This window comes from Klebsiella michiganensis (assembly GCF_002925905.1).
Taxonomy (GTDB): domain Bacteria; phylum Pseudomonadota; class Gammaproteobacteria; order Enterobacterales; family Enterobacteriaceae; genus Klebsiella; species Klebsiella michiganensis.
Genome location: NZ_PRDB01000001.1, coordinates 1030314 through 1053164, shown reverse-complemented (window position 1 = coordinate 1053164; position 22851 = coordinate 1030314). Strand labels below are relative to the sequence as shown.

The 22851-nt window shown below is 57.3% G+C and carries 20 protein-coding genes and 1 pseudogene; 5 read left to right on the top strand and 16 right to left on the bottom strand.

Going from position 1 to position 22851, the window contains the following annotated elements; all coding sequences use genetic code 11:
* Positions 1–17: 17 nt before the first annotated feature.
* Positions 18–887, top strand: a complete 870-nt coding sequence (robA, locus tag CDA56_RS05170; RefSeq protein ID WP_014227841.1) for an MDR efflux pump AcrAB transcriptional activator RobA — start codon at positions 18–20, stop codon at positions 885–887.
* Here robA and gpmB read toward each other — a convergent pair.
* Entirely contained in the window at positions 884–1531 is a 648-nt protein-coding gene (gpmB, locus tag CDA56_RS05165; protein ID WP_014227840.1) for a 2,3-diphosphoglycerate-dependent phosphoglycerate mutase GpmB, read from the bottom strand. The genes robA and gpmB overlap by 4 nt on opposite strands.
* A 114-nt stretch (positions 1532–1645) precedes the next feature.
* Here gpmB and yjjX point away from each other — a divergent pair, with 114 nt between their 5' ends.
* Positions 1646–2161 carry an inosine/xanthosine triphosphatase gene (yjjX, locus tag CDA56_RS05160; RefSeq protein WP_014837357.1) on the top strand — a complete coding sequence of 172 codons (516 nt, stop codon included), beginning with the start codon at positions 1646–1648 and terminating at the stop codon, positions 2159–2161.
* On the opposite strand, the gene trpR is transcribed toward yjjX, so the two are convergent.
* A complete protein-coding gene (gene trpR / locus CDA56_RS05155; protein ID WP_004098417.1) occupies positions 2148–2480 on the bottom strand; it encodes a trp operon repressor in 333 nt (110 codons plus the stop codon). The two genes, yjjX and trpR, sit on opposite strands and share 14 nt — an antisense overlap.
* A gap of 117 nt (positions 2481–2597) precedes the next feature.
* Positions 2598–4535, bottom strand: coding sequence for a murein transglycosylase (gene sltY / locus CDA56_RS05150; protein WP_103814851.1), 1938 nt, complete (start codon positions 4533–4535; stop codon positions 2598–2600).
* 273 nt (positions 4536–4808) lie between these two features.
* On the opposite strand from sltY, the gene ettA reads away from it, so the two are divergent.
* Positions 4809–6476: an energy-dependent translational throttle protein EttA gene (gene ettA, locus CDA56_RS05145; protein ID WP_103814876.1), complete on the top strand. Its 1668-nt coding sequence runs from the start codon at positions 4809–4811 to the stop codon at positions 6474–6476.
* Positions 6477–6584: 108 nt separating this feature from the next.
* On the opposite strand, the gene nadR is transcribed toward ettA, so the two are convergent.
* The 3 genes from nadR to serB are packed head-to-tail and all read right to left on the bottom strand — an operon-like array spanning position 6585 to position 10202.
* A complete protein-coding gene (gene nadR / locus CDA56_RS05140) occupies positions 6585–7817 on the bottom strand; it encodes a multifunctional transcriptional regulator/nicotinamide-nucleotide adenylyltransferase/ribosylnicotinamide kinase NadR (RefSeq protein ID WP_004098414.1) in 1233 nt (410 codons plus the stop codon).
* A gap of 21 nt (positions 7818–7838) precedes the next feature.
* The gene (gene radA, locus CDA56_RS05135) at positions 7839–9221 is read right to left on the bottom strand and encodes a DNA repair protein RadA (protein ID WP_004098408.1); all 1383 of its coding nucleotides are present in this window, start codon (positions 9219–9221) and stop codon (positions 7839–7841) included.
* A 9-nt stretch (positions 9222–9230) separates the two neighbouring features.
* On the bottom strand, positions 9231–10202 hold the full coding sequence (gene serB, locus CDA56_RS05130) for a phosphoserine phosphatase (protein WP_014227836.1): 972 nt from the start codon (positions 10200–10202) through the stop codon (positions 9231–9233).
* A 104-nt stretch (positions 10203–10306) separates the two neighbouring features.
* Here serB and CDA56_RS05120 point away from each other — a divergent pair, with 104 nt between their 5' ends.
* Positions 10307–10948: a YtjB family periplasmic protein gene (locus CDA56_RS05120; protein WP_014227835.1), complete on the top strand. Its 642-nt coding sequence runs from the start codon at positions 10307–10309 to the stop codon at positions 10946–10948.
* A gap of 10 nt (positions 10949–10958) precedes the next feature.
* Positions 10959–11975 (top strand): lipoate--protein ligase, encoded by a 1017-nt coding sequence (gene lplA / locus CDA56_RS05115; RefSeq protein WP_014227834.1) that lies wholly within the window; start codon positions 10959–10961, stop codon positions 11973–11975.
* Positions 11976–12024: 49 nt separating this feature from the next.
* Here lplA and deoD read toward each other — a convergent pair whose 3' ends face one another.
* The 10 genes and pseudogenes from deoD to prfC form a co-directional block, all read right to left on the bottom strand.
* A complete protein-coding gene (deoD, locus tag CDA56_RS05110; protein WP_004098401.1) occupies positions 12025–12747 on the bottom strand; it encodes a purine-nucleoside phosphorylase in 723 nt (240 codons plus the stop codon).
* Positions 12748–12840: 93 nt separating this feature from the next.
* Positions 12841–14064 (bottom strand): phosphopentomutase, encoded by a 1224-nt coding sequence (gene deoB, locus CDA56_RS05105; RefSeq protein ID WP_014837353.1) that lies wholly within the window; start codon positions 14062–14064, stop codon positions 12841–12843.
* Between the two features lie 52 nt (positions 14065–14116).
* Positions 14117–15439 (bottom strand): thymidine phosphorylase, encoded by a 1323-nt coding sequence (deoA, locus tag CDA56_RS05100; RefSeq protein ID WP_103814853.1) that lies wholly within the window; start codon positions 15437–15439, stop codon positions 14117–14119.
* 78 nt (positions 15440–15517) lie between these two features.
* A complete protein-coding gene (deoC, locus tag CDA56_RS05095) occupies positions 15518–16297 on the bottom strand; it encodes a deoxyribose-phosphate aldolase (protein ID WP_014837351.1) in 780 nt (259 codons plus the stop codon).
* Positions 16298–16713: 416 nt separating this feature from the next.
* A complete protein-coding gene (locus CDA56_RS05090) occupies positions 16714–17991 on the bottom strand; it encodes a NupC/NupG family nucleoside CNT transporter (protein ID WP_014837350.1) in 1278 nt (425 codons plus the stop codon).
* A 146-nt stretch (positions 17992–18137) separates the two neighbouring features.
* Positions 18138–18917, bottom strand: coding sequence for a metal-dependent hydrolase (locus CDA56_RS05085; RefSeq protein ID WP_064378335.1), 780 nt, complete (start codon positions 18915–18917; stop codon positions 18138–18140).
* A pseudogene (locus tag CDA56_RS05080) lies at positions 18914–19986 on the bottom strand (patatin-like phospholipase family protein). The gene CDA56_RS05085 and the pseudogene CDA56_RS05080 overlap by 4 nt, the downstream one beginning before the upstream one ends.
* 120 nt (positions 19987–20106) lie before the next feature.
* Positions 20107–20268, bottom strand: coding sequence for a DUF1328 domain-containing protein (locus CDA56_RS05075; RefSeq protein ID WP_003856556.1), 162 nt, complete (start codon positions 20266–20268; stop codon positions 20107–20109).
* Between the two features lie 124 nt (positions 20269–20392).
* Positions 20393–21004, bottom strand: coding sequence for a molecular chaperone OsmY (osmY, locus tag CDA56_RS05070; protein ID WP_014227828.1), 612 nt, complete (start codon positions 21002–21004; stop codon positions 20393–20395).
* Between the two features lie 217 nt (positions 21005–21221).
* Positions 21222–22811 (bottom strand): peptide chain release factor 3, encoded by a 1590-nt coding sequence (gene prfC, locus CDA56_RS05065; RefSeq protein WP_004098388.1) that lies wholly within the window; start codon positions 22809–22811, stop codon positions 21222–21224.
* Between the last annotated feature and the right edge of the window lie 40 nt (positions 22812–22851).

The window sequence follows — 22851 nt, the reverse complement described above, 5'->3', positions numbered from 1 at the left end:
AAGGATGGGGATATTTTATGGATCAAGCAGGGATTATTCGCGATCTCCTTAGCTGGCTGGAAGGTCACCTGGATCAGCCACTCTCACTGGACAATGTGGCAGCGAAGGCGGGCTATTCCAAGTGGCATCTGCAAAGAATGTTCAAGGACGTGACCGGCCATGCCATTGGTGCCTATATTCGCGCCCGTCGCTTATCTAAGTCAGCGGTTGCCCTACGCCTGACCGCGCGTCCGATTCTCGATATTGCGCTGCAGTATCGCTTTGACTCGCAGCAGACTTTTACTCGCGCATTTAAAAAACAGTTCTCGTTGACGCCAGCCCTTTACCGACGCTCCCCCGACTGGAGCTCTTACGGTATGCGTCCTCCGCTGCGTCTGGGCGAGTTCACCATGCCGCAGTACGAATTCGTCACGCTGAACACCACTCAGCTGGTCGGCGTGACCCAGAGCTATACCTGCAAGCTGGAAGAGATCTCCGATTTCCGTAATCAGATGCGCGTGCAGTTCTGGCGTGAATTCCTCGCCAATACGCCGTCGATTCCTCCGACGCTGTACGGCCTGCATGAGCCGCGTCCGAGCCTCGATAAAGACGATGAGCAGGAGGTGTTTTACACCACCGCGCTGACGCCGGAGCTGGCTAACGGCCATCTGCACAACGCCCACCCGGTGACGCTGGAAGGCGGCGAATACGTGATGTTTACCTACGAAGGATTGGGCACCGGGCTACAGGAATTTATTCTGACGGTTTACGGCACCTGCATGCCGATGCTCAATCTCACTCGTCGTAAGGGCCTGGATATCGAACGCTTCTTCCCGGAAGATGAAAACCGGAATCAGGAACCGCCTATTCAGCTGCGCTGCGAATACCTGATTCCGATTCGTCGTTAACGCTGTAGCTCATCCATCGCGGGGGCATCAAGATGCGAGACATCCCCCGCGGTTTCCACGACCCATCCCGACGCCAGCCAGGGGCTTTGCTGATAGTCAACGCGAGAGATAGAGCAGTTGCGCAGACGCAGGCGACGCTCCGCATAGGCGGGCAAGCCAAGAATCGTACTCACCAGACACCCCAGCGCCATGCCGTGGCTCACCAGCAGCGGCCGGCTACCTGCGGGCAGCTCCAGACAAGAGGTCAGCGCCGCGTGCATACGGTCGCTCAGCTCCTGCATTGACTCTCCCTGCGGGATGCGCCCGTCGGGCGTACCGTTAACCAGCTGTCGACGCCAGCCCTCTTCTTCTTCGCTCAGCGAGTCGATATGGCGCTTTTCCAGCACGCCCATATCCAGCTCACGCAAGCGTGAATCGGTCATGACGCTGCATCCGCAGGCTTCAGCGATGATTTCTGCGGTACGCCGCGTCCGGCCTAAATCGCTGGCGATAATATGCGTAATCCCCAGCGTTCTGGCGCGCTCGCCTACCTGCCAGGCCTGACGCTCACCGTGGGCGGTAAGCGGACTGTCGGACTGGCCCTGAATACGTCGCTCGGCGTTCCACTGCGTTTCACCGTGGCGAACAAGGTATACCTGTAACATGCTTTATTATCCGTTATGAGCTCTTAACCATTAAGCTACAAGCATAGCCGCCTGCAACAAGAATGATTTGGAGTATACTGCGATGATGTTTAGTATTTCTGAGTTGTTTTGATTATGCACCATGTTGTCTCAGCTACCACTAATCCCGCCAAAATTCAGGCAATTCTGCAGGCTTTTAACGAGATCTTCGGCGAAGGATCCTGCCACATTGAGTCCGTCTCCGTCGAGAGCGGCGTGCCGGAACAGCCTTTCGGCAGCGACGAAACGCGCGCTGGCGCACGAAACCGCGTGGCTAACGCGCGTCGCGCGCAGCCCAATGCTGACTTCTGGGTCGCTATTGAAGCCGGCATCGATGAGGGCAGCACCTTTAGCTGGGTGACGATCGAGGACGGCAGCCTGCGCGGCGAAGCGCGCTCGGCGACCCTGCCGCTGCCGCAGGTCATTCTTGAAAAAGTCCAGGCAGGAGAAGCGCTAGGGCCGGTGATGTCTCAGTATACCGGCATCGATGAAATTGGCCGTAAAGAGGGCGCTATCGGCGTATTTACGGCCGGAAAACTGACGCGCAGCAGCGTTTATCATCAGGCCGTCGTGCTGGCGCTAAGCCCGTTTCATAACGCTATTTATCGTTAACGTTAATCAACGCCTGCTCCAGCCACAGACGCAGCTCCGGCGGGGCTGACTTCAGGCTGTTCGAACCGCGGGTAATGGTGGCGATCCCGGCGCCGAGCTCGTTTTTCAGCTCGCGCTGGCTCATCTCGCCGCGCAGCAGCTCTTCAATAATACGCACCCGCGTGCCCAGCGCCTCGCGCTCGTCGGGCGTCAGCATGAGCTGTAAAAGCGGCAGATGGAGATCGTCGGCGTACGCCTGCTGCAGGAGGGCAACAAATCGCAGCCACTCCTGATGACGCTGTTCGGCCACCGCCGCTGAATAGGGGGATTGTTGGGTCATGTTACGCCACCTGTCGAATGTACTCACTAACGAGTACAAAGCATAACATACTTCTGTCCGGACTCTACGGATTTCGGGCAACATCGCGAAATACGATGTTGCCCGACGACGGCGATATTAATAGCGCAGCTTCCACTCCGTATCGCTCAGCAGCGTCTCTTTCTGGCCCATAAAATAGCGATAGTAGGCGTCATAGGACAAAACGTTTTTCACGTAGCCGCGCGTTTCAGAGAAAGGAATGCTCTCAATAAACGCCACCGCGTCAATGCGGCCGCCGCTGTTGCCCCGCCACGTGCGCACCCGCCCGGGACCGGCGTTATAGGCCGCGGAGGCGAAGATACGGTTATTGCCAAACTGCTGGTAAACATATTGCAGATAGCTGGTACCAATGTTGATGTTCATTTCCGGATCGAGCAGCTGCGATGGACCGCTATAGCCGGGAATACTGAACATGCTCACCGTATGCGTTGCCGTCCCCGGCATAATCTGCATCAGACCGCGGGCGCCAACCGGTGAACCGGCTTTCGGGTTCCAGGCGCTCTCCTGACGCGCAATGGCCATCGCGTAGCTTTGCGGAATATCTTTACCGCTGATATAGCGGGTAAAGAGGTCGTTATAGGCCAGCGGGAAACGCTCTTCCAGCTGATCCCACAATTTACCGGCGATGGTGGCCTGGACGCTGAGATCCCACCAGTTCTGATTAAACGCGTAACGAGCCAGCTGCGCCTGCTGGTCTTTGGTCTTGCTGGTGACCAGATTGGCCCACTCGCTGCGGGCGGTGTTATCCATATTCCAGTACATCAGTTCGCGCACCCGCGCCATTTCCGGCCCCGAGGTCAGCGCCGGATCGAGGTTCGCTGGCGCTTTATCGATGCGGAACCTGTACTCCTCGCCAAGGCGCTGCGCGGCGACCATCGGATAGAAGCCGCGCTGCTGCATCAGCGAGCGGAGAATATCTTTCGCTTCGTCATCGCGCCCGCGCTCCAGCAGCAGATCGGCCTGCCAGTAGCGCCATTCGTCCTTCTCTTTCGCTTCCATCGGCAAGCGCGCCAGCCAGGTGTTCAGGCCCCGGCGGTCCCCAAGGCCCAGCGCCATACGAACCCGGCGCTCCACCAGCGAGGTGGATTGCGAACGCATGATGACATCGTCGCGCCAGATGGCCTGCTCTTCGGTCACGTCGCTGCCCATCAGGCGCCAGGCGACGATGTCCCGCAGCTCCTGAATCTGATCTTCATTGAGCTGCTGCGCCTGCGCTAATGAGGGGATCATCAGGCGCGCATTTTCCACATCCTGCCGCGCAACGCTGGCAAACGCGACCGCCGCCATCTGGCGGGTAAAATCCGTCGCGCCGGTTGTCCGGGCGAACGTCATCACGCTATTGGGATCGTTAGCCAGCGCGATGACCGCCGTCGAAATCGTTTGATAATCGGCAGGCATCTGCTGGGCCAGGACCCGCACCAGGCTGGTATTGCCCGCTTTCATCGCCAGGCGAATGCGTTCAAGGTAGGCCAGCGGATCCTGCTGGCCGGAGGCGCGCCAGGCGCCAAACAGCTGATCACAGGCGTTTGGCTGACTTTTGCCGCTCAGCCACAGCGCTTTGGCGCCGTCCCAGGCCTCCTGAGCCTGGCCGACGTTCCACTTCGCATAGTAGTAATTGCACTGCGCCTCGGTGCCGGTCGGCTTATCCGGACTGAAGGCCAGCAGGCCGCGCCAGTCGCTACGGCGCGCCAGTTCATTGACGAACCGTGATTTCAGCGAGCGCGCGGGGGGCAGCGTCGGGTTGGCGGCGATAAAGTTGGTCACCACCAGCGCCGGCTGGTTCATCAGATCGTCGGTAATCTGCCGGTACTGGAGATAAGGATAGAGCGGATAGGTCGTCAGGGTGGGCATCAGCTGATTGACGACGTCCATTTGTCGACTGTCCCACGCCTGTTTAATTTGAGCATAGCGGCTGCGCTGTTCATCCAGTGAATCCGCATGCGCCAGTTGGCTTAACGTCAGCAGACTTACGCCGGCGGCCAGAAGACGCCACGTCACAGTTTTGGCTTTTTCCACAAGCTCTTCCTCTATTCAGATACACCACAGCAGCATCATGCCGCGGGCAAAAATTTCAGGTATTACGTAGATATGCTAATCAGACAACGCGAATCGCGCCACGTCCCGGACATTTTTTTACGCTTTTGTGAATCCCATCGCCTCGCTGGGATTAAAGCGCGAAAAAGGCTACACTTCGCCTTTGAAAACTATTCACTACCCTACTCAAAATCATTCTGGCTGCATCAAGCGAGCCTGAGGGATGAAGAGTATATAAAAGAGGCGAAGTCCAACGTGGCTCAATTCGTTTATACCATGCATCGTGTCGGCAAAGTGGTTCCGCCGAAACGTCATATTCTGAAAAATATCTCCCTGAGCTTTTTCCCTGGCGCAAAAATCGGCGTTCTCGGTCTGAACGGCGCCGGTAAGTCTACCCTGCTGCGCATCATGGCCGGCATCGATACCGATATCGAAGGCGAGGCCCGTCCGCAGCCGGGCCTGAAAATCGGCTATCTGCCGCAGGAGCCGCAGCTCAATCCGGAGCAGACCGTCCGTGAGTCGGTTGAAGAAGCGGTGGCCGAAGTGGTCAACGCCCTGAAAGGTCTCGACGAGGTGTACGCCAAATACGCGGAGCCGGATGCCGACTTCGACAAGCTCGCCGCTCAGCAGGGCAAGTTCGAAGAGATTATCCAGGCGCACGATGGCCATAACCTGAACGTCCAGCTTGAGCGCGCGGCGGATGCCCTGCGTCTGCCGGACTGGGACGCGAAAATCGCCAACCTGTCCGGCGGTGAGCGCCGCCGCGTCGCGCTGTGCCGCCTGCTGCTGGAAAAACCAGACATGCTGCTGCTCGATGAACCGACTAACCACCTGGATGCAGAGTCCGTCGCGTGGCTGGAACGCTTCCTGCACGATTTCGAAGGCACCGTCGTGGCGATTACCCACGACCGCTACTTCCTCGATAACGTCGCCGGCTGGATCCTTGAGCTTGACCGCGGCGAAGGTATTCCGTGGGAAGGCAACTACTCCTCCTGGCTGGAGCAGAAAGATCAGCGTCTGGCGCAGGAAGCTTCTCAGGAAGCGGCGCGCCGTAAGTCAATCGAGAAAGAGCTGGAGTGGGTCCGTCAGGGCGCGAAAGGCCGTCAGTCTAAGGGCAAAGCCCGTCTGGCGCGCTTTGAAGAGCTTAACAACGTCGAGTACCAGAAGCGTAACGAGACTAACGAACTGTTTATTCCGCCAGGCGCACGTCTGGGCGATAAAGTGGTTGAAGTCAGCAACCTGCGTAAGTCCTACGGCGACCGTCTGCTGATTGACGACCTGAGCTTCTCGGTACCGAAAGGCGCTATCGTCGGCATCATCGGCCCGAACGGCGCGGGTAAATCCACCCTGTTCCGCATGATGTCCGGTCAGGAACAGCCTGATGCCGGTTCAATCACCCTGGGTGAAACCGTCAAGCTGGCCTCCGTCGATCAGTTCCGCGACGCGATGGACAACAGCAAAACCGTATGGGAAGAAGTTTCCGGCGGGCTGGATATCATGAAGGTTGGCAACACCGAGATGCCGAGCCGCGCCTACGTGGGCCGCTTTAACTTCAAAGGCGTTGACCAGGGCAAGCGCGTTGGCGAGCTGTCCGGCGGTGAGCGCGGTCGTCTGCACCTGGCGAAGCTGCTGCAGGTGGGCGGTAACGTCCTGCTGCTCGATGAGCCCACCAACGACCTGGATATCGAAACCCTGCGCGCGCTGGAAAACGCCCTGCTGGAGTTCCCGGGCTGCGCGATGGTTATCTCGCACGACCGCTGGTTCCTCGACCGCATCGCGACCCACATTCTGGACTACCAGGATGAAGGTAAGGTGGAGTTCTTCGAAGGTAACTTTACCGAATACGAAGAGTACAAGAAACGCACCCTCGGCGCCGATGCGCTGGAGCCGAAGCGTATTAAGTACAAACGTATCGCGAAATAAAAGCAAAAGGGCAACGCAGGTTGCCCTTTTTCGTGTTTGCCCCCTCTCCCGCCGGGAGAGGGCTGTAGCCCGGCGCAGGCATTCATGCGGCATCAGGCCGCAGAAGGCCTATCCCTGCTCGCCCATCATCTCTTTCACCAGCTCCACGCAGCGCAGGAAGCGGGCATCGTAGTCGGCCTCTTTCACATGCACAAAATCTATCTCGTTCTCCTTGAGCAACGACACCAGCAGCGTCTGAAACTCTTTGCGGTCCACCGAGCTGCCAAGGCTACGCAAACCATCAGCCACCCACGGCGTGTTGTTTTCCAGCAGGATGACCAGGTCAAAACGATACTCGTCGATCAGCGCCTGCACAAAGGGATGTTCCCGCCCTTCGTACTTGAGACAGAACGCCTGGGTGCTGACAAAGTCCGTGTCGATGAACGCCACCTTGTTGGCATACTTCACCGCGAAATCAATATACTGCGCGTGGCCGAGGGCAATCTTGTCGTAGTCGGAATATTGCAGCGCCATCTCATCGCCGCCGAGGTGCGAAAAGACGTAGTCGCGGCCATACTCCCAGGCGCTGGTGGTATTAAAGATATTGGATAGCTTATTCACCAGCGTCGACTTACCGCTCGATTCACCGCCCAGGATCGCCACCGTGCGCACGAAAAACGGCTTCACTTCGGTAGGAATATATTCCCAATAGCGGAACGGGTTTTCACGAATCTGCCCGCCGCTGATGTTCATAAAGGTGCGTTTAGGATCGATGAGTACGGTTTCAATTCCCAGATGATCCAGATACTGCGGCGCGTCGCCCTCTTCCGAGGTGTAGATCCAGTTAGGCTCAATGCCCTTCTCGTTCATAAAGGCGCGGATCCCGCGGCTCCAGACGTCCCAGCCGTGCGGATAAGGTTCCATCCCCTCTTCATTGAAGGCGTGGATGCGGATATTTTTCTGGTACTTGAAGGTCTGCAGCAGCCAGCGCAGGCGGTCGGGCACGGTCGGCTGCTGCGACATCGCGCTCTTTTCAAACAGCTCGCGGTCGCGGGGATCGTCGTAGCCCATAATGATGTGCAGCTCATCGACCTGGCTACAGGCGCGCTGAATCAAATAGATGTGTCCGGTATGCAGCGGGTAAAACTTACCAAATACCACGCCAACGCTTTTTTGCCGACGCGGAAACTCCAGCCCGAGAAACCGGTGCAGCGCTTCCAGCTTCTGCGCGCTGGGGCTTTTAATTTTCGCGTTCAGCAGCTGGCTCAGATAGCCTTTTGTCATCCCGCTGGCGTCAGCTACCTGCTGTAGCGTACACCCCTTCTGCTTTATGGCGCTTTTTAAATAGTCAAATGACGACATAGCGAGTCTCCTTTTAACTTATTATAAGTCGTCAAAGACGCTAAGTGCGTCCGCAAGCTTTTTCACGCCAAAGATTTGCATCCCTTCCGGCACTTTTTTCGGCACATTGGCTGCCGGAACAATCGCCCGACGAAAACCATGCTTAGCCGCTTCTGAAATACGCTCCTGGCCGCTCGGCACCGGGCGAATCTCGCCTGCCAGACCCACTTCGCCGAAAACCACCAGGTCCTGGGGCAGCGGACGGTCGCGCAGGCTGGAAACCATCGCCAGCAGCAGCGCCAGATCGGCGCTGGTTTCGGTGACCTTCACGCCACCAACCACGTTGACGAAGACGTCCTGGTCGGCCATCTGCAGACCGCCGTGACGATGCAGAACCGCCAGCAGGATCGCCAGACGGTTCTGCTCCAGCCCCACCGCCACGCGGCGCGGGTTGGACATCATCGAGTGATCGACCAGCGCCTGGATCTCCACCAGCAGCGGTCGCGTGCCTTCCCAGACCACCATCACCGAACTGCCGGAAGTCACTTCGTCACCGCGGCTCAGAAAGATAGCCGAGGGGTTGCTCACTTCACGTAGCCCCTGCTCGGTCATAGCGAATACGCCCAGCTCGTTGACCGCGCCGAAGCGGTTTTTATGGCTGCGCAGGGTGCGGAAACGAGAATCGGCGTCGCCGTCGAGCAGCACGGAGCAGTCGATACAGTGCTCCAGCACTTTCGGCCCGGCCAGCGAGCCATCTTTGGTCACGTGGCCGACCATGACGATAGCCACGCCGCGCGTCTTGGCAAAGCGCGTTAAATAGGCTGCCGTTTCGCGCACCTGGGCCACGCTGCCCGGCGACGACTGCACGTCGGCCATATGCATTACCTGGATGGAGTCGATAACCATCAGCTGCGGCTTTTCTTCATCGGCAATCTGGCAAATCTGCTCAATGCTGGTTTCTGACAGCATATTGAGGTTAGCCGTCGGCAGGCCTAAACGGTGAGCGCGCATCGCCACCTGCTGAAGCGACTCTTCCCCGGTGACGTAGAGCGTTTTCATACCTTCGGCGAGCTTACACAGGGTTTGCAGCAGCAGCGTCGACTTACCCGCGCCGGGGTTGCCGCCGATCAGAATCGCGCTCCCCGGCACCACGCCGCCGCCGAGCACGCGGTCAAACTCTTTAAAGCCGGTCGAAAAGCGCGGCAGCGCTTCGAGGCTGATATCGGAGAGCTTCTGCACTTTCGATACGCCGGCATTACCGGCATATCCTGACAGACGTTCGTTTCTTGCCACCTGGGGCGAAGCGGCAATGCGCATCTCGGTTATGGTATTCCAGGCATGACAGGCGCTGCACTGCCCCTGCCAGCGCGGATAATCCGCACCGCATTCATTACAGACAAATGCGCGTTTTGGAGCTTTCGCCACGTTAACCTCTTACTTTTGATTCATGCTGCCGGAGAGAATACAGAATACCCCCATCAGGTCAGCGTGGCGGATTGTCACTTCCGCCAGTTCATTAACTTTGGGCTTAGCATGATAGGCGATGCCGAGCCCTGCCGCTTTAATCATCGGCAGATCGTTTGCGCCATCGCCAATGGCGACGGTTTGCGCCGGCGGGATCTCATACTTTTCCGCCAGTTTACGCAGCGTATTGGCTTTGTATTTCGCATCGACGATATCGCCGATAACGTTGCCGGTCAGCTTACCGTCCATGATCTCCAGTTCGTTGGCGACCACCGCGTCGAGATGCAGCTTGTCGCGCAGATACTCGGCAAAGAAGGTGAAGCCGCCGGAGGCGATCGCCACTTTCCAGCCGAGCGTTTCCAGCTTCAGCACCAGCTGGGTCAGGCCCGGCATCAGCGGCAGCGTTTCCCGCACCTGCAGCAGAATATTGGCATCGGCATCTTTCAGCGTCGCCACCCGCTGGCGCAGGCTGGCGGTAAAATCAAGTTCGCCGCGCATCGCGCGCTCGGTCACTTCAGAGACCAGCTCGCCGGTACCGGCCAGTTTGGCGATTTCATCAATGCACTCAATCTGAATCGCCGTCGAGTCCATATCCATGACCAGCAGCCCCGGCGTACGTAAATGCGGGATTTTACCCAGCGGCGCGACGTCAAAACCGGCCTCATGGGCCAGACGGGTCGCTCGTAGCGTTAAAGAACCAGCCAGCCGAATCACCTGATAGTCGTCAACCGCCCAGGAGGCAACAATCACCAGGGCCGCCCCCAGTTCTCGCTGCCACTCGGTCAGGCGACGCTTGTTAAGACCGCGGCCATACAGCAGCCAGCCGCTGCGTCCGGCGTGATAATCCAACGGCATGACCTCATCACCGCTCAGGGAAAGCGGCAATCCAGGCCACTGGGAAACATCTTCAGGCAGGTCGCACCAGGTCAAACTGTTTGGCATCACGGCTCCACATAACTTCATTCAGGCGAGGAAAATAACGCATGAGGCTACCTTGTAACCAGCGCTTCTGGCAACATTAAGCTGCAAATTTTCAAAGGTGGAATATGGTACGCGCAAAACTTAAATTCCGGCTGCATCGCGCGGTGATTGTTCTGATCTGTCTCGCGCTCCTCGTCGCCCTGATGCAGGGGGCCTCATGGTTCAGCCAGAACAGCCAGAAGCAGCGCAATCCGCAGCTGGAAGAACTGGCCCGCACGCTCGCCCAGCAGGTCACGCTCAACCTGGCGCCGCTGATGCGTAGCGAAACGCCCGACGAAAAGCGGATTAGCCAGCTGCTGGATCAGCTTACCCATAAAAGCCGGATCCTCGACGCCGGCGTATATGACGAACAGGGCGACCTGGTGGCGCGTTCCGGCGAAAGCGTCGAGGTACGCGATCGGCTGGCGCTGGACGGTAAAAAAGCCGGCGGCTACTTCAACCAGCAAATCGTCGAACCTGTTCAGGGTAAAAACGGCCCGCTCGGCTACCTGCGCCTGACGCTGGATACCCATACCCTGGCCACCGAAGCGCAGCAGGTCGATAATACCACCAATATCCTGCGTCTGATGCTGCTGCTATCTCTGGCCATCGGCGTCGTCCTGACGCGCACCCTGCTGCAGGGTAAACGTACCCGCTGGCAGCAATCGCCTTTCCTGCTCACCGCCAATAAGCCGGTGCAGGATGAAGATAAAGATGAATCAGAATAAGGAAATCGCCATGTCCACGCTGCGCCTGCTGCTCTCCGACTCTTACGACCCCTGGTTCAATCTGGCGGTTGAGGAGTCTATTTTTCGCCAGATGCCCGCGACTCAACGGGTGCTGTTTCTGTGGCGCAATGCCGATACGGTGGTCATTGGCCGCGCGCAGAACCCGTGGAAAGAGTGCAACACCCGACGTATGGAAGAAGATAACGTGCGCCTGGCCCGTCGCAGCAGCGGCGGCGGCGCGGTATTCCACGATCTGGGCAATACCTGCTTTACCTTTATGGCCGGCAAACCGGAGTACGATAAAACCGTTTCCACAAATATCGTGCTGACGGCGCTGAATGCGCTGGGCGTAGCGGCGGAAGCCTCGGGCCGCAACGATCTGGTGGTCAAAACCGCCGAAGGCGACCGCAAGGTCTCCGGTTCCGCCTATCGCGAAACGATGGATCGCGGCTTTCACCACGGTACGCTGCTGCTGAACGCCGATTTAAGCCGCCTTGCCAACTACCTCAATCCCGATAAGAAGAAGCTGCAGGCCAAAGGCATTACCTCCGTGCGCGGACGGGTAGCCAATCTGGTCGAGCTGCTGCCGGGCATTACCCATCAGCAGGTTTGCGAAGCGATTCAGGAGGCGTTCTTCGCCCATTACGGCGAGCGCGTGGAGGCCGAAGTGATCTCTCCGGAGAAAATGCCGGACCTGCCGAATTTTGCCGCGACCTTTGCCCGCCAGAGCAGCTGGGAGTGGAACTTTGGCCAGGCCCCGGCCTTCAGCCATCTGCTGGATGAACGTTTTACCTGGGGCGGCGTAGAGCTCCATTTCGACGTCGAAAAAGGCCATATCACGCGCACGCAGATTTTTACCGACAGCCTCAACCCGGCGCCGCTGGAAGCGCTGGCCGCCAGGCTACAGGGATGCCTCTACCGCGCGGATATGCTGCAGCAGGAGTGCGATGCATTACTCGTGGATTTCCCGGAGCAGGAGAAAGCGCTGCGGGAGCTCTCGGCATGGATTGCCGGCGCGGTACGCTAACGTGCGGTCACCCCGGCCCTCTCCCATAGGGAGAGGGCGGAAGAGATGATTACTCTTTATCGCCCAGCAGAACGGATTCCAGCGCGATTTTAATCATGTCGTTGAAGGTCGTCTGACGTTCAGCGGAGCTGGTCTGCTCGTGGGTACGGATGTGGTCGGAGACCGTGCAGATGGTCAGCGCTTTCGCACCAAATTCCGCCGCGACGCCGTAGATGCCGGCCGCTTCCATTTCCACGCCCAGAATGCCGTATTTTTCCATCACGTCGAACATTTCGCCGCCGTCCGGCGCATAGAACAGGTCAGCGGAGAAAATGTTGCCCACGCGAGCGTCAACGCCCAGCGCTTTTGCCGCGTCAACCGCGTTACGCACCATGCCAAAGTCGGCAATCGCCGCAAAGTCGTGGTCCTTAAAACGCATACGGTTAACTTTAGAGTCGGTACAGGCACCCATGCCGATAACCACGTCGCGCAGCTTAACGTCCATACGCACCGCGCCGCAGGAGCCGACGCGAATGATTTTTTTGACGCCGAAGTCGGTGATCAGCTCTTTTGCGTAAATGGAGCAGGACGGGATCCCCATGCCGTGACCCATCACGGAAATTTTGCGGCCTTTGTAGGTACCGGTGAAGCCCAGCATACCGCGCACGTTATTCACTTCGCGGACATCTTCAAGGAACGTTTCTGCAATGTGCTTCGCGCGCAGCGGGTCGCCAGGCATCAGCACAACGTCAGCGAAATCGCCCATTTCTGCGTTAATGTGTGGAGTAGCCATCGTTAAATCCTTCTGAATGTTTTACCTGATGGCGGCTATGCCTAATCAGGTCGACAAAAAAGGCCCGGCGAGCGAGGCTCACCGGGCAAATAATCACAGCATGTTTTTGCCGTACTCCATCGGAGACGTACCGAAGTACGTTGCCAGGGTCTGGCCGATATCGGCGAAGGTTTCGCGGTGACCCAGCGAACCCGGCTTCACTTTCGGGCCATAGATCAGCACCGGAATGTGCTCGCGGGTATGGTCGGTACCGGTCCAGGTCGGGTCGCAGCCGTGGTCGGCGGTCAGGATCAGAATGTCATCTTCCCCGACCAGTTCCATCAGCTCCGGCAGACGGCGGTCGAACAGCTCCAGCCCTGCGGCATAGCCTGCAACGTCGCGGCGGTGGCCCCAGGAAGAGTCGAAGTCCACGAAGTTGGTGAAGACGATGGTCTCGTCTCCCGCTTCTTTCATCTCTTTGATGGTGGCGTCAAACAGCGCATCCAGGCCGGTCGCCTTCACCTTTTTGGTAATACCGCAGTTGGCGTAGATATCGGCGATTTTACCCACCGATACAACCTGGCCCTTTTTCTCGTCGACCAGCTTCTGCAGCACCGTCGGCGCCGGCGGCTCAACGGCCAAATCGTGGCGGTTACCGGTGCGCTGGAAGTTGCCGGCTTTGTCGCCGATAAACGGACGCGCGATAACGCGACCGATGTTGTAGCCGCCTTCGGTCAGCTCTTCACGCGCGATTTCACACAGCTCGTACAGCTTATCGAGACCAAAGGTCTCTTCATGGCAGGCAATCTGGAATACCGAGTCAGCGGAGGTATAGAAAATCGGCTTGCCGGTTTTCATATGCTCTTCGCCCAGCTGGTCGAGGATAACGGTACCGGAAGAGTGGCAGTTGCCGAGGTAGCCCGGCAGGTTTGCGCGCTTAACCAGTTTATCCAGAAGTTCCTGCGGGAAGCTGTTTTCATGCTCGGGGAAGTAGCCCCAGTCAAACAGAACCGGCACGCCGGCGATTTCCCAGTGGCCTGACGGGGTGTCTTTACCGGAAGAAAGCTCATGCGCCCATGCGTAGGCGCCGATAACGTCCGCGCTGCCGTCCATACCGGCGGCAATTTTACCGGTAGAACCCTCATGGGCTTTAACCAGCCCCAGACGGGTCAGATTCGGTAGATTGAGCGGGCCTTTGCGGCCGTTGTCAGCCTCGCCTTTGGCACAGGCTTCTGCAATATGGCCCATGGTGTCTGAACCGACGTCGCCAAAGCGATCGGCGTCTTCAGTCGCACCGATGCCGAATGAGTCCAGCACCATAATAAATGCACGTTTCATATTATTCTCCGTACCTTTTGCGCTGCAAAAAAGCGATCAGATCAGTATATAACTATTCGGTGATACGACGATAGACCGTCGGCGTCATTTCAGGCGCTTTATCGTCAAGTTTAATGGCCGCTTTCACGGCTTTGGCCGCTTCCTGCCAGCTGTTTTCATCTTTAGCATGGATAACCGCCAGCGGCTGCTGCGCGTCGATACGCGCGCCGAGGCGAACCACGTCGGTGAAACCGACGCTGTAATCAATCAGATCCGATGCCTGACGGCGACCGCCGCCCATTGATACCACCGCCATGCCCAGCGCGCGGGTGTCCATTTCGGCGACAAACCCTTCGCCTTCGGCATAGACGGCTTTGCTCAGCATCGCGGCCGGCAGATACTTATCGTAGTTTTCCGCGAAGTCGTTCGGCCCTTTTTGCGCCGCCACCATCCGGCCGAAGACTTCTGCGGCTTTACCGTTATCCAGCACCGCCTGTAGCTTCGCCCGCGCGTCGGCGTCATTCTGCGCCAGCTTGCCGGAAATCAGCATCTCGACGCACAGCGCCATCGTCACCTCAAGCAGCCGCGGATTACGGTACTCGCCGGTGAGGAACTGCACGGCTTCACGCACTTCCACCGCATTACCGGCGCTGGAAGCCAGCACCTGGTTCATATCGGTTAACAGCGCCGTCGTCCGCACGCCGGCGCCGTTGGATACCCCGACGATCGCTTCGGCCAGCGCGGCGGAAAGCTCATAAGTAGGCATAAAGGCGCCGCTGCCGACTTTGACATCCATCACCAGCGCGTCCAGGCCTTCCGCCAGCTTCTTGGCGAGAATGGAGGCGGTGATCAGCGGGATAGAGTCCACCGTTGCGGTGATATCGCGCGTGGCGTAAAAACGTTTGTCCGCCGGCGCCAGAGAGCTGGTCTGCCCGATAATCGCGACGCCGACATCTTTAATGATTTCACGGAAGCGGCTATCGTCCGGGAAAATATCGAACCCAGGAATCGCTTCCAGCTTGTCGAGCGTACCGCCGGTGTGCCCGAGACCGCGCCCCGAGATCATCGGGACATAGCCGCCGCAGGCCGCGACCATCGGCCCCAGCATCAGCGAGGTCACATCGCCTACGCCGCCGGTAGAGTGTTTATCGACGATCGGGCCATTGAGATTAAGACTCTTCCAGTCGAGAACGGTCCCTGAATCCCGCATCGCCATGGTCAGCGAAACGCGTTCCGGCATAGACATATCGTGGAAAAAAATGGTCATCGCCAGCGCGGCGATCTGCCCTTCTGAGATGGTGTTGTCGCGGATGCCGTTGATGAAAAAACGAATCTCTTCATCGCTCAGCGCATGACCATCACGTTTTTTACGAATAATTTCTTGTGCGAGAAACAAGATAACCTCCCGAGGAAAGAGTCAAAGACCAACCACAGGCCGGACAGCATCCGGCCTTGAGGTCAGGCAAATTACGTATTAGTAGCTGCTGGCGCTCTTACCATCGCCGTGACCCAGCGCTTTCAGCAGGCTTGCCAGCAGGCTGGAAGCGCCAAAGCGGTAGTGACGAGAGTCGGCCCAGTCGGCACCGAACAGTTCATCGGCAATAGCGAGGAACTTTTGCGCGTCTTCTGCGCTACGCACGCCGCCCGCCGGTTTGAAGCCGACGCTCTGCTGAACGCCCATATCGCGGATGACTTCCAGCATGATGCGCGCGCTTTCCGGGGTCGCATTGACCGGAACTTTACCGGTAGACGTTTTGATAAAATCGGCACCGGCTTTGATGGCGATTTCAGATGCTTTACGAATCAGCGCTTCTTCTTTCAGCTCACCGGTTTCGATAATCACTTTCAGCAGCACGTTTGCCGCCGCGCAGGCTTCTTTACAGGCTTTCACCAGGTCAAAACCCACCTGTTCGTTGCCGGCAATCAGCGCGCGGTAAGGGAATACGACGTCAACTTCGTCTGCGCCGTAAGCTATCGCCGCGCGGGTTTCCGCCAGCGCAATAGCAATATCATCGTTACCGTGCGGGAAATTGGTCACCGTCGCGATCCGGATATCCGGGGTACCCTGCTCGTTCAGCGTTTTACGCGCGATCGGGATAAAGCGCGGGTAGATGCATACTGCGGCAGTATTCCCTACCGGTGTTTTGGCCTGGTGGCACAGCGCGATCACTTTTTCATTGGTGTCGTCATCGTTCAGGGTGGTCAGGTCCATCAGTTTCAACGCGCGCAGGCTGCTTGCCGTTAAATCAGTCATTTCATACTCCGACGGCGTATTGCCGTATTAAAGTTTGTTCACCTTGCGAGTCTGTTACTATTGTAACATCCCCTCGCCGTTACACTTCGATATACATCACAGTTAATGAAAACTAATTACTAATTTGCATTACTGTAGAGTGATATGAATCACATAATAAATCCCTGTGCATGCCCCCCGAAGGCCAGACTCTCTTTAAGCATAATCAGGAATCTCAGCGTCGAGGCAATGTTATTATTGTAACATACCCACGCGGTCAACCTCGATATCAGCGCGGACATTTTGTGCGAAAAAATGCCAGATGCATCATGAGTGATTGATAAACAGATAATTATTAAATGATAGGATTTTAACACACAGATGAGAGATCCCCGCGGCGGCGGTGCCGCGGGGTAGGGTCGTGATTAACGACGGCGCTATAGCGCGAGGAAGACGCCCGCTATCGTGGCGCTCATCAGGTTAGACAGCGTCCCCGCCGCCACGGCCCGCATGCCCAGCTGGGCAATTTCCTGGCGACGATTAGGCGCCATGCCGCCCAGTCCGCCAATCAGAATCGCAATGGATGACAGATTGGCAAAACCGCACAGGGCAAACGAGATGATGGCCTTGGTGTGGGTTGAAATCACCTGCAAACCGGCGGCTGCGACCTCGGCGTCGGCTTTCAGGTATTCACCGAAATTCATGTAGGCCACAAACTCGTTGATAATCAGCTTCTGGCCGATAAACGAGCCGGCAACGGTGGCCTCATTCCACGGAACGCCAATCACCCACGCCAGCGGTGAGAAGACCCAGCCGAGGATCATTTGCAGCGACAGGTCTGGATGGTTAAACCAGCCGCCCACGCCGGAGAGAATACCGTTAACCAGGGCAATCAGCGCGATAAACGCCAGCAGCATCGCCCCGACGTTAAGCGCCAGCTGCATCCCGGAAGCCGCGCCGGACGCGGCGGCATCCAGCACGTTCGCCGGCGCCTGCGGATCGGCGTCGTTTTTGTCCATCGCCGGGTTGTCCCGGGGCTGCTCGGTTTCGGGCACGATAATCTTCGCGAACAGCAGGCCGCCCGGCGCCGCCATAAACGAAGCGGCAATCAGGTATTCCAGCGGTACGCCCATCTGCGCGTAACCGGCCAGAACGGAGCCCGCAACCGAGGCCAGGCCCCCGCACATCACGGCGAAGAGCTCGGAACGGGTCATGGTGGCGATATATGGACGCACCACCAGCGGCGCTTCGGTCTGGCCAACGAAGATGTTCGCCGTGGCAGAGAGCGATTCCGTGCGCGAGGTTTTCAGTACCGCCCGCAGCGCCCCGCCGAGAATGCGGATAACAAACTGCATGATGCCGAGGTAATAAAGCACGGCGATCAGCGATGAGAAGAAGACGATGACCGGCAGGACGCGCAGGGCAAAAACAAACCCGCCGCCGCCGAAGACTTCAAACATCTTGTCGGAAACCAGCCCGCCAAAGATAAAGCCGATCCCTTCATTGCCGTAAGCAATCACGTTGGCAACGCCGTTCGACATGGCCAGCAGCGCGGTGCGCCCGGCCGGCACGTAGAGAATTAACGCGCCGATCCCCACCTGGATAATCCAGGCGCCGAGGACGGTACGCAGGTTGATGGCTTTTCGATTACTGGAGAGGAGCACAGCGATGGCTAACAGCACCACCATGCCGATAAGTCCCATAATAATTTGCATACAGAGTCCCTGTGTATTGAGAGTTCAGCCTTAAAACCCCGCGATTATAACGGCATGAAACCATCATGCTCATTTCAGCTCACACATTTTAAGCAAAACAATGAGATAAAAAGGCAGGAATGAGACACAGGTCACTCAGCAAAGCGCTACGGAAGCGCAAAAAGCGCATTTGTATTATCAATCAGGATATTCGCTATCTCTTCCGCGGGCTCAGAGCGTAGCTCACATAAGGTGGAGAAGACGCGAGCCACCCGTTCTGGCCTGTTCGGCTGCCCCTGGAAACCGTTCAACGGCATATCCGGCGCATCGGTCTCCAGCAGCAGCGCCGAAAGCGGCAGCTGCGCGATCACATCGCGGGTCTTACTGGCGCGCGGATAGGTAATGGTGCCGCCAACGCCAATCTTGTAGCCCAGCTGCACAAACCGCTCCGCCTGCTGAAGGCTACCGGCAAAACCATGCACTACGCCGGTTCGCGGTAAAGCGTGCTTTTTCAGCAGCATCGCCAGCTTGTCGTGAGTGCGTCTGGAGTGGAGGATCGCCGGCAAATCGTAGCGTTTCGCCAGCCGCATCTGCGCCTCAAATACAGAAACCTGACGTGCAAATTGCGGATCTTCCCGATAGAGATCGAGACCGATCTCCCCAACCGCGACCAGCTTAGCGTCGCGTTTCGCCAGGCAGGCTTCAAGCCGTTCAAGACTCTCTGCGCTATGCCGTTCAATCGCTATCGGATGGAGGCCTAAGGCGGCGTAGAGCTCATCATATTTCTCCGCCAGCGCTAACACGCGGGCGAAGTTATCCGCTTCTGTCGCAGGTATCACGATCTGCGTCACGCCAGCCTCCGTCGCCCGGGCAATGCTGGCGCTTTCGTCGCCGGTGAAAGGGGGAAAATCGAAATGGCAGTGGGTATCAATAAATCGTAGGGTCACGCCAGGTCCTCATTTTCAAAGCTGGCATCATTGGCCTGCACCGCCGCGATGACCGGCGCCTGAGGGATCTCATTGGCCACCGGCGCTGGCGGAATAACGACCGTTTTCGGTACCGCAATACGCGGCGCATGGCGCAGCAGCGGCGGTCTGTCGGCCAGCAGTTTACCGACGGTAGCGAGAAAGTAGCGCCCGCACTGGCGTCCGGTCTTGTAGTCCTCCAGCAACGCCGGAAGACGGCTGCCTAACGCCATACTCCTCAACGGCTTCTGCGGATAAATTTCCAGAATTCTCAGCTTACCCGGCGGTTTTTCAATGAACTCTTGCGTGGAGCGATAGGTGGTTTCGTGATGCTGCACCAGATTCACAAACGGCTGCAGACTACTTTCGCCAAGCCAGCGCTCCATCCGTTTAAACCACTGCGGCGTGTAGTACATCTGGGACGGAACGGTGCGGATCACCACGATGGTTTGCGCCCCTCGGCGGGCCGCTTCCTGTACGGGGATCGCATCGCTGACGCCGCCGTCAAGATAGCTCACGCCATCCAGCAGCACGCCGCTGCGGTAAAAACCGGGAATGGCGCTGGAGGCGCGAATCAGGTCAAGCCAGGTCTGCTGAGTGGGGGAAAAGTAGTTTGGCGTGTAATCATCGCCGCGACAGGCGCACATCCAGAACTCTTTTCCCTGAGCAAAACAATCTTCAGCATAGGCCATCGCCAGCGGCATCTTTTTCGAGGTGGTGTCGACCAGCCAGTCAAGATCGATAAGATTCCCGCCGCGCACAAAACGCATCGGGTCGAAAAACTCGCGGGCGGTGGTGTAGCGGGTGATCACTTTGCGGGCATAGCCGGGCTGGTTGCACAGATAGGCCGAGAGATTTTGCGCCCCGGCAGAGGTACCGAACATCATGTCGAACGGGTTGAATCCCGCGCGCATAAATTCATCCAGTACCCCGGCGGTAAAAATCCCTCTCTGCCCCCGCCTTCGCACACCAGTGCGAGCCTGCCCGGCTGGAAGGGTTTAACAGATAACGGCGTAATGTTGCCCAACGTAACGGGAATTCGCTGCCCCACCCTGCTTTCCTGTCTGGCTTATTATAAAAACAAAGGTAACGCAATTTTTAACGCCCTGAAACTGAGAAAGCCAGTCACATTGACTGGCTTTATGTAAGACGGTATTTCACGCGTTAACGTCTAGGGACGCCGACGGCCGGTGAACAGGCTGACCAGGAACAGGATAATACCAACAACGAAGACAATTTTCGCAGCCCAGGCAGCGGTACCCGCCAGGCCACCAAAGCCCAGAGCGGCGGCAATTAACGCGATCACCAGAAAAATAATGCCCCATCTAAACATACGTCTCTCCTTACCATAGTTAATGACGGTCGATTTTCTGCGCACTCAGGCCGCGCATACACAACCCTGTGGTGCTACACATCCTGCGGAAAGACCGCAGAATAAATTTTTTTAGTGAATAGATTTATTTGACGCTAAGGTCATTCTTCACGCTTTTGACGCCGGAAACGGCTTTCGCAATACCTTCCGCCCGCTCCGACTGCTTACTGGACTCTACCGTACCGGATAAATGTACAACGCCATCGGTGGTCTCCACCTTCACGTTACGCGACGGAACGATATCGTCAGCCAGTAATTTCGCTTTGATCTCGCTGGTCACCGCCGTGTCGCCGGCATAGCCCTTCAGCGAAGCAGATTTTTCGTTCTGTACGCTAAGCTTGTCGTTAACGGAGGTCACGCCTTCAACCGCTTTCGCTACGCTAAGCGCCTGCTTATGCTGCTCTGAACTGTCAACCGTACCGCTTAACGTGACGACTTTGTTTTCAGTTTTCACAGAGATATCGGTGCTGCGAATATCTTTATGATCGATCAGCGCCGCTTTCACCCTGGCGGTGATGGTGCTGTCGTCCATAAAATTCCCGACTTTGTTCATCGAATTATCAACGGCTTGCCCGGCATTGCTTGCTGCAGATTTTGCGCTATCTGCGGTCGAGTTTTCCGCATACGCCGAAGCGCTGATTATTGCTGAGCCCAGGAAGAGGGCCAGGAGTGTCTTGCCGCTCTTAAGTTTTGTCATCGTTGTTCCTCGTTATATCTAAGCAGGTAAAGCAAAATAAGTAGTCTATTAAGCCAGGATTCCAAAAATTACTTATTAAATGTAGTAGATACGCGGAAGAGTGCGGCATGAACGGGTAAAAAAGCGCGCAAAACGGTAAGAATTAAGAACTTTCCAGAAAGGGCAATCCGAGGGGAAAATGGCGTGGAGCGCGGCGAAAACCGCGCTCCGGAGAGGATTAGTGCTCGCGGGTTTTACGGAACTGGACGTCAGGGTAACGTTCCTGCGTCAGGTTCAGGTTAACCATGGTCGGGGCGATATAAGTCAGGTTATCGCCGCCATCCAGCGCCAGCTGAATTTCGTTCTTACGCTTAAACTCTTCGAATTTCTTCGCGTCGCTGCATTCCACCCAGCGTGCGGTCGCGACGTTGACGGACTCGTAAATCGCCTCAACGTTGTACTCGCTCTTCAGGCGAGCAACAACCACATCAAACTGCAGCACACCCACCGCGCCAACGATCAGATCGTTATTGGCGATCGGACGGAACACCTGCACCGCCCCCTCTTCAGAGAGCTGAACCAGCCCTTTCAGCAGCTGTTTCTGCTTGAGCGGATCTTTCAGGCGAATGCGGCGGAACAGTTCCGGGGCGAAGTTCGGGATACCGGTGAACTTCATCATTTCACCCTGGGTGAAGGTATCGCCAATCTGAATGGTGCCGTGGTTATGCAGACCCAGGATATCGCCCGGATACGCCTCTTCCACATGCGAACGGTCGCCGGCCATAAAGGTCAGCGCGTCGGAGATCACCACGTCCTTGCCGATACGCACCTGGCGCATCTTCATACCCTTCTCGTACTTACCGGAAACCACGCGCATAAAGGCCACGCGGTCGCGGTGTTTCGGGTCCATGTTGGCCTGAATTTTAAAGACGAAGCCGGTGAACTTCTCCTCCGCGGCCTCCACGGTGCGGGTGTCGGTTTTGCGCGGCATCGGCGCAGGCGCCCACTCCACTAAACCGTCCAGCATATGATCGACGCCAAAGTTACCCAGCGCGGTGCCGAAGAATACCGGCGTAATTTCGCCCGCCAGGAACAGCTCTTTATCGAATTCGTTAGACGCGCCCTGCACCAGCTCCAGCTCATCGCGCAGCTGCTGCGCCAGGTCTTCACCCACCGCGGCATCAAGCTCCGGGTTATCCAGCCCCTTCACGATGCGCACTTCCTGGATGGTGTGGCCTTTACCGGTCTGATACAGGTAGGTTTCATCTTTATAAAGATGGTAAACGCCCTTGAACAGTTTGCCGCAGCCAATCGGCCAGGTGATCGGCGCACAGCCGATTTTCAGCTCGTTTTCCACTTCATCCAGCAGCTCCATCGGATCGCGAATGTCGCGGTCGAGTTTGTTCATGAACGTCAGGATCGGCGTATCGCGCAGACGGGTGACTTCCATCAGCTTACGGGTACGATCCTCGACGCCTTTCGCGGCATCGATAACCATCAGGCAGCAGTCCACCGCCGTCAGGGTACGGTAGGTATCCTCGGAGAAGTCTTCGTGGCCCGGGGTATCCAGCAGGTTAACCAGGCAGTCGTGATACGGGAACTGCATCACGGACGTGGTGATGGAGATACCGCGCTGCTTTTCCATCTCCATCCAGTCAGATTTCGCATGCTGGCTGGAGCCGCGACCTTTCACCGTTCCGGCGGTCTGAATAGCCTGTCCGAATAACAGTACCTTTTCAGTAATGGTCGTTTTACCGGCATCCGGGTGAGAAATAATGGCAAAAGTGCGGCGCTTGGCCACCTCCTGCAAATAAGGAGACAACGTCATAATTCAATCTTCTTAGTAAACGCGGCAACGCGCCGCGCAT

Bases quoted from the DNA above. Each gene is read 5' to 3' on its own strand.
- robA (WP_014227841.1), top strand. From the start codon at position 18: ATGGATCAAGCAGGGATTATTCGCGATCTCCTTAGCTGGCTGGAAGGT.
- gpmB (WP_014227840.1), bottom strand. From the start codon at position 1,531: ATGTTACAGGTATACCTTGTTCGCCACGGTGAAACGCAGTGGAACGCC.
- yjjX (WP_014837357.1), top strand. From the start codon at position 1,646: ATGCACCATGTTGTCTCAGCTACCACTAATCCCGCCAAAATTCAGGCA.
- trpR (WP_004098417.1), bottom strand. From the start codon at position 2,480: ATGACCCAACAATCCCCCTATTCAGCGGCGGTGGCCGAACAGCGTCAT.
- nadR (WP_004098414.1), bottom strand. From the start codon at position 7,817: ATGTCGTCATTTGACTATTTAAAAAGCGCCATAAAGCAGAAGGGGTGT.
- serB (WP_014227836.1), bottom strand. From the start codon at position 10,202: ATGCCAAACAGTTTGACCTGGTGCGACCTGCCTGAAGATGTTTCCCAG.
- CDA56_RS05120 (WP_014227835.1), top strand. From the start codon at position 10,307: ATGGTACGCGCAAAACTTAAATTCCGGCTGCATCGCGCGGTGATTGTT.
- lplA (WP_014227834.1), top strand. From the start codon at position 10,959: ATGTCCACGCTGCGCCTGCTGCTCTCCGACTCTTACGACCCCTGGTTC.
- deoD (WP_004098401.1), bottom strand. From the start codon at position 12,747: ATGGCTACTCCACACATTAACGCAGAAATGGGCGATTTCGCTGACGTT.
- deoB (WP_014837353.1), bottom strand. From the start codon at position 14,064: ATGAAACGTGCATTTATTATGGTGCTGGACTCATTCGGCATCGGTGCG.
- deoC (WP_014837351.1), bottom strand. From the start codon at position 16,297: ATGACTGATTTAACGGCAAGCAGCCTGCGCGCGTTGAAACTGATGGAC.
- CDA56_RS05090 (WP_014837350.1), bottom strand. From the start codon at position 17,991: ATGCAAATTATTATGGGACTTATCGGCATGGTGGTGCTGTTAGCCATC.
- CDA56_RS05075 (WP_003856556.1), bottom strand. From the start codon at position 20,268: ATGTTTAGATGGGGCATTATTTTTCTGGTGATCGCGTTAATTGCCGCC.
- osmY (WP_014227828.1), bottom strand. From the start codon at position 21,004: ATGACAAAACTTAAGAGCGGCAAGACACTCCTGGCCCTCTTCCTGGGC.
- prfC (WP_004098388.1), bottom strand. From the start codon at position 22,811: ATGACGTTGTCTCCTTATTTGCAGGAGGTGGCCAAGCGCCGCACTTTT.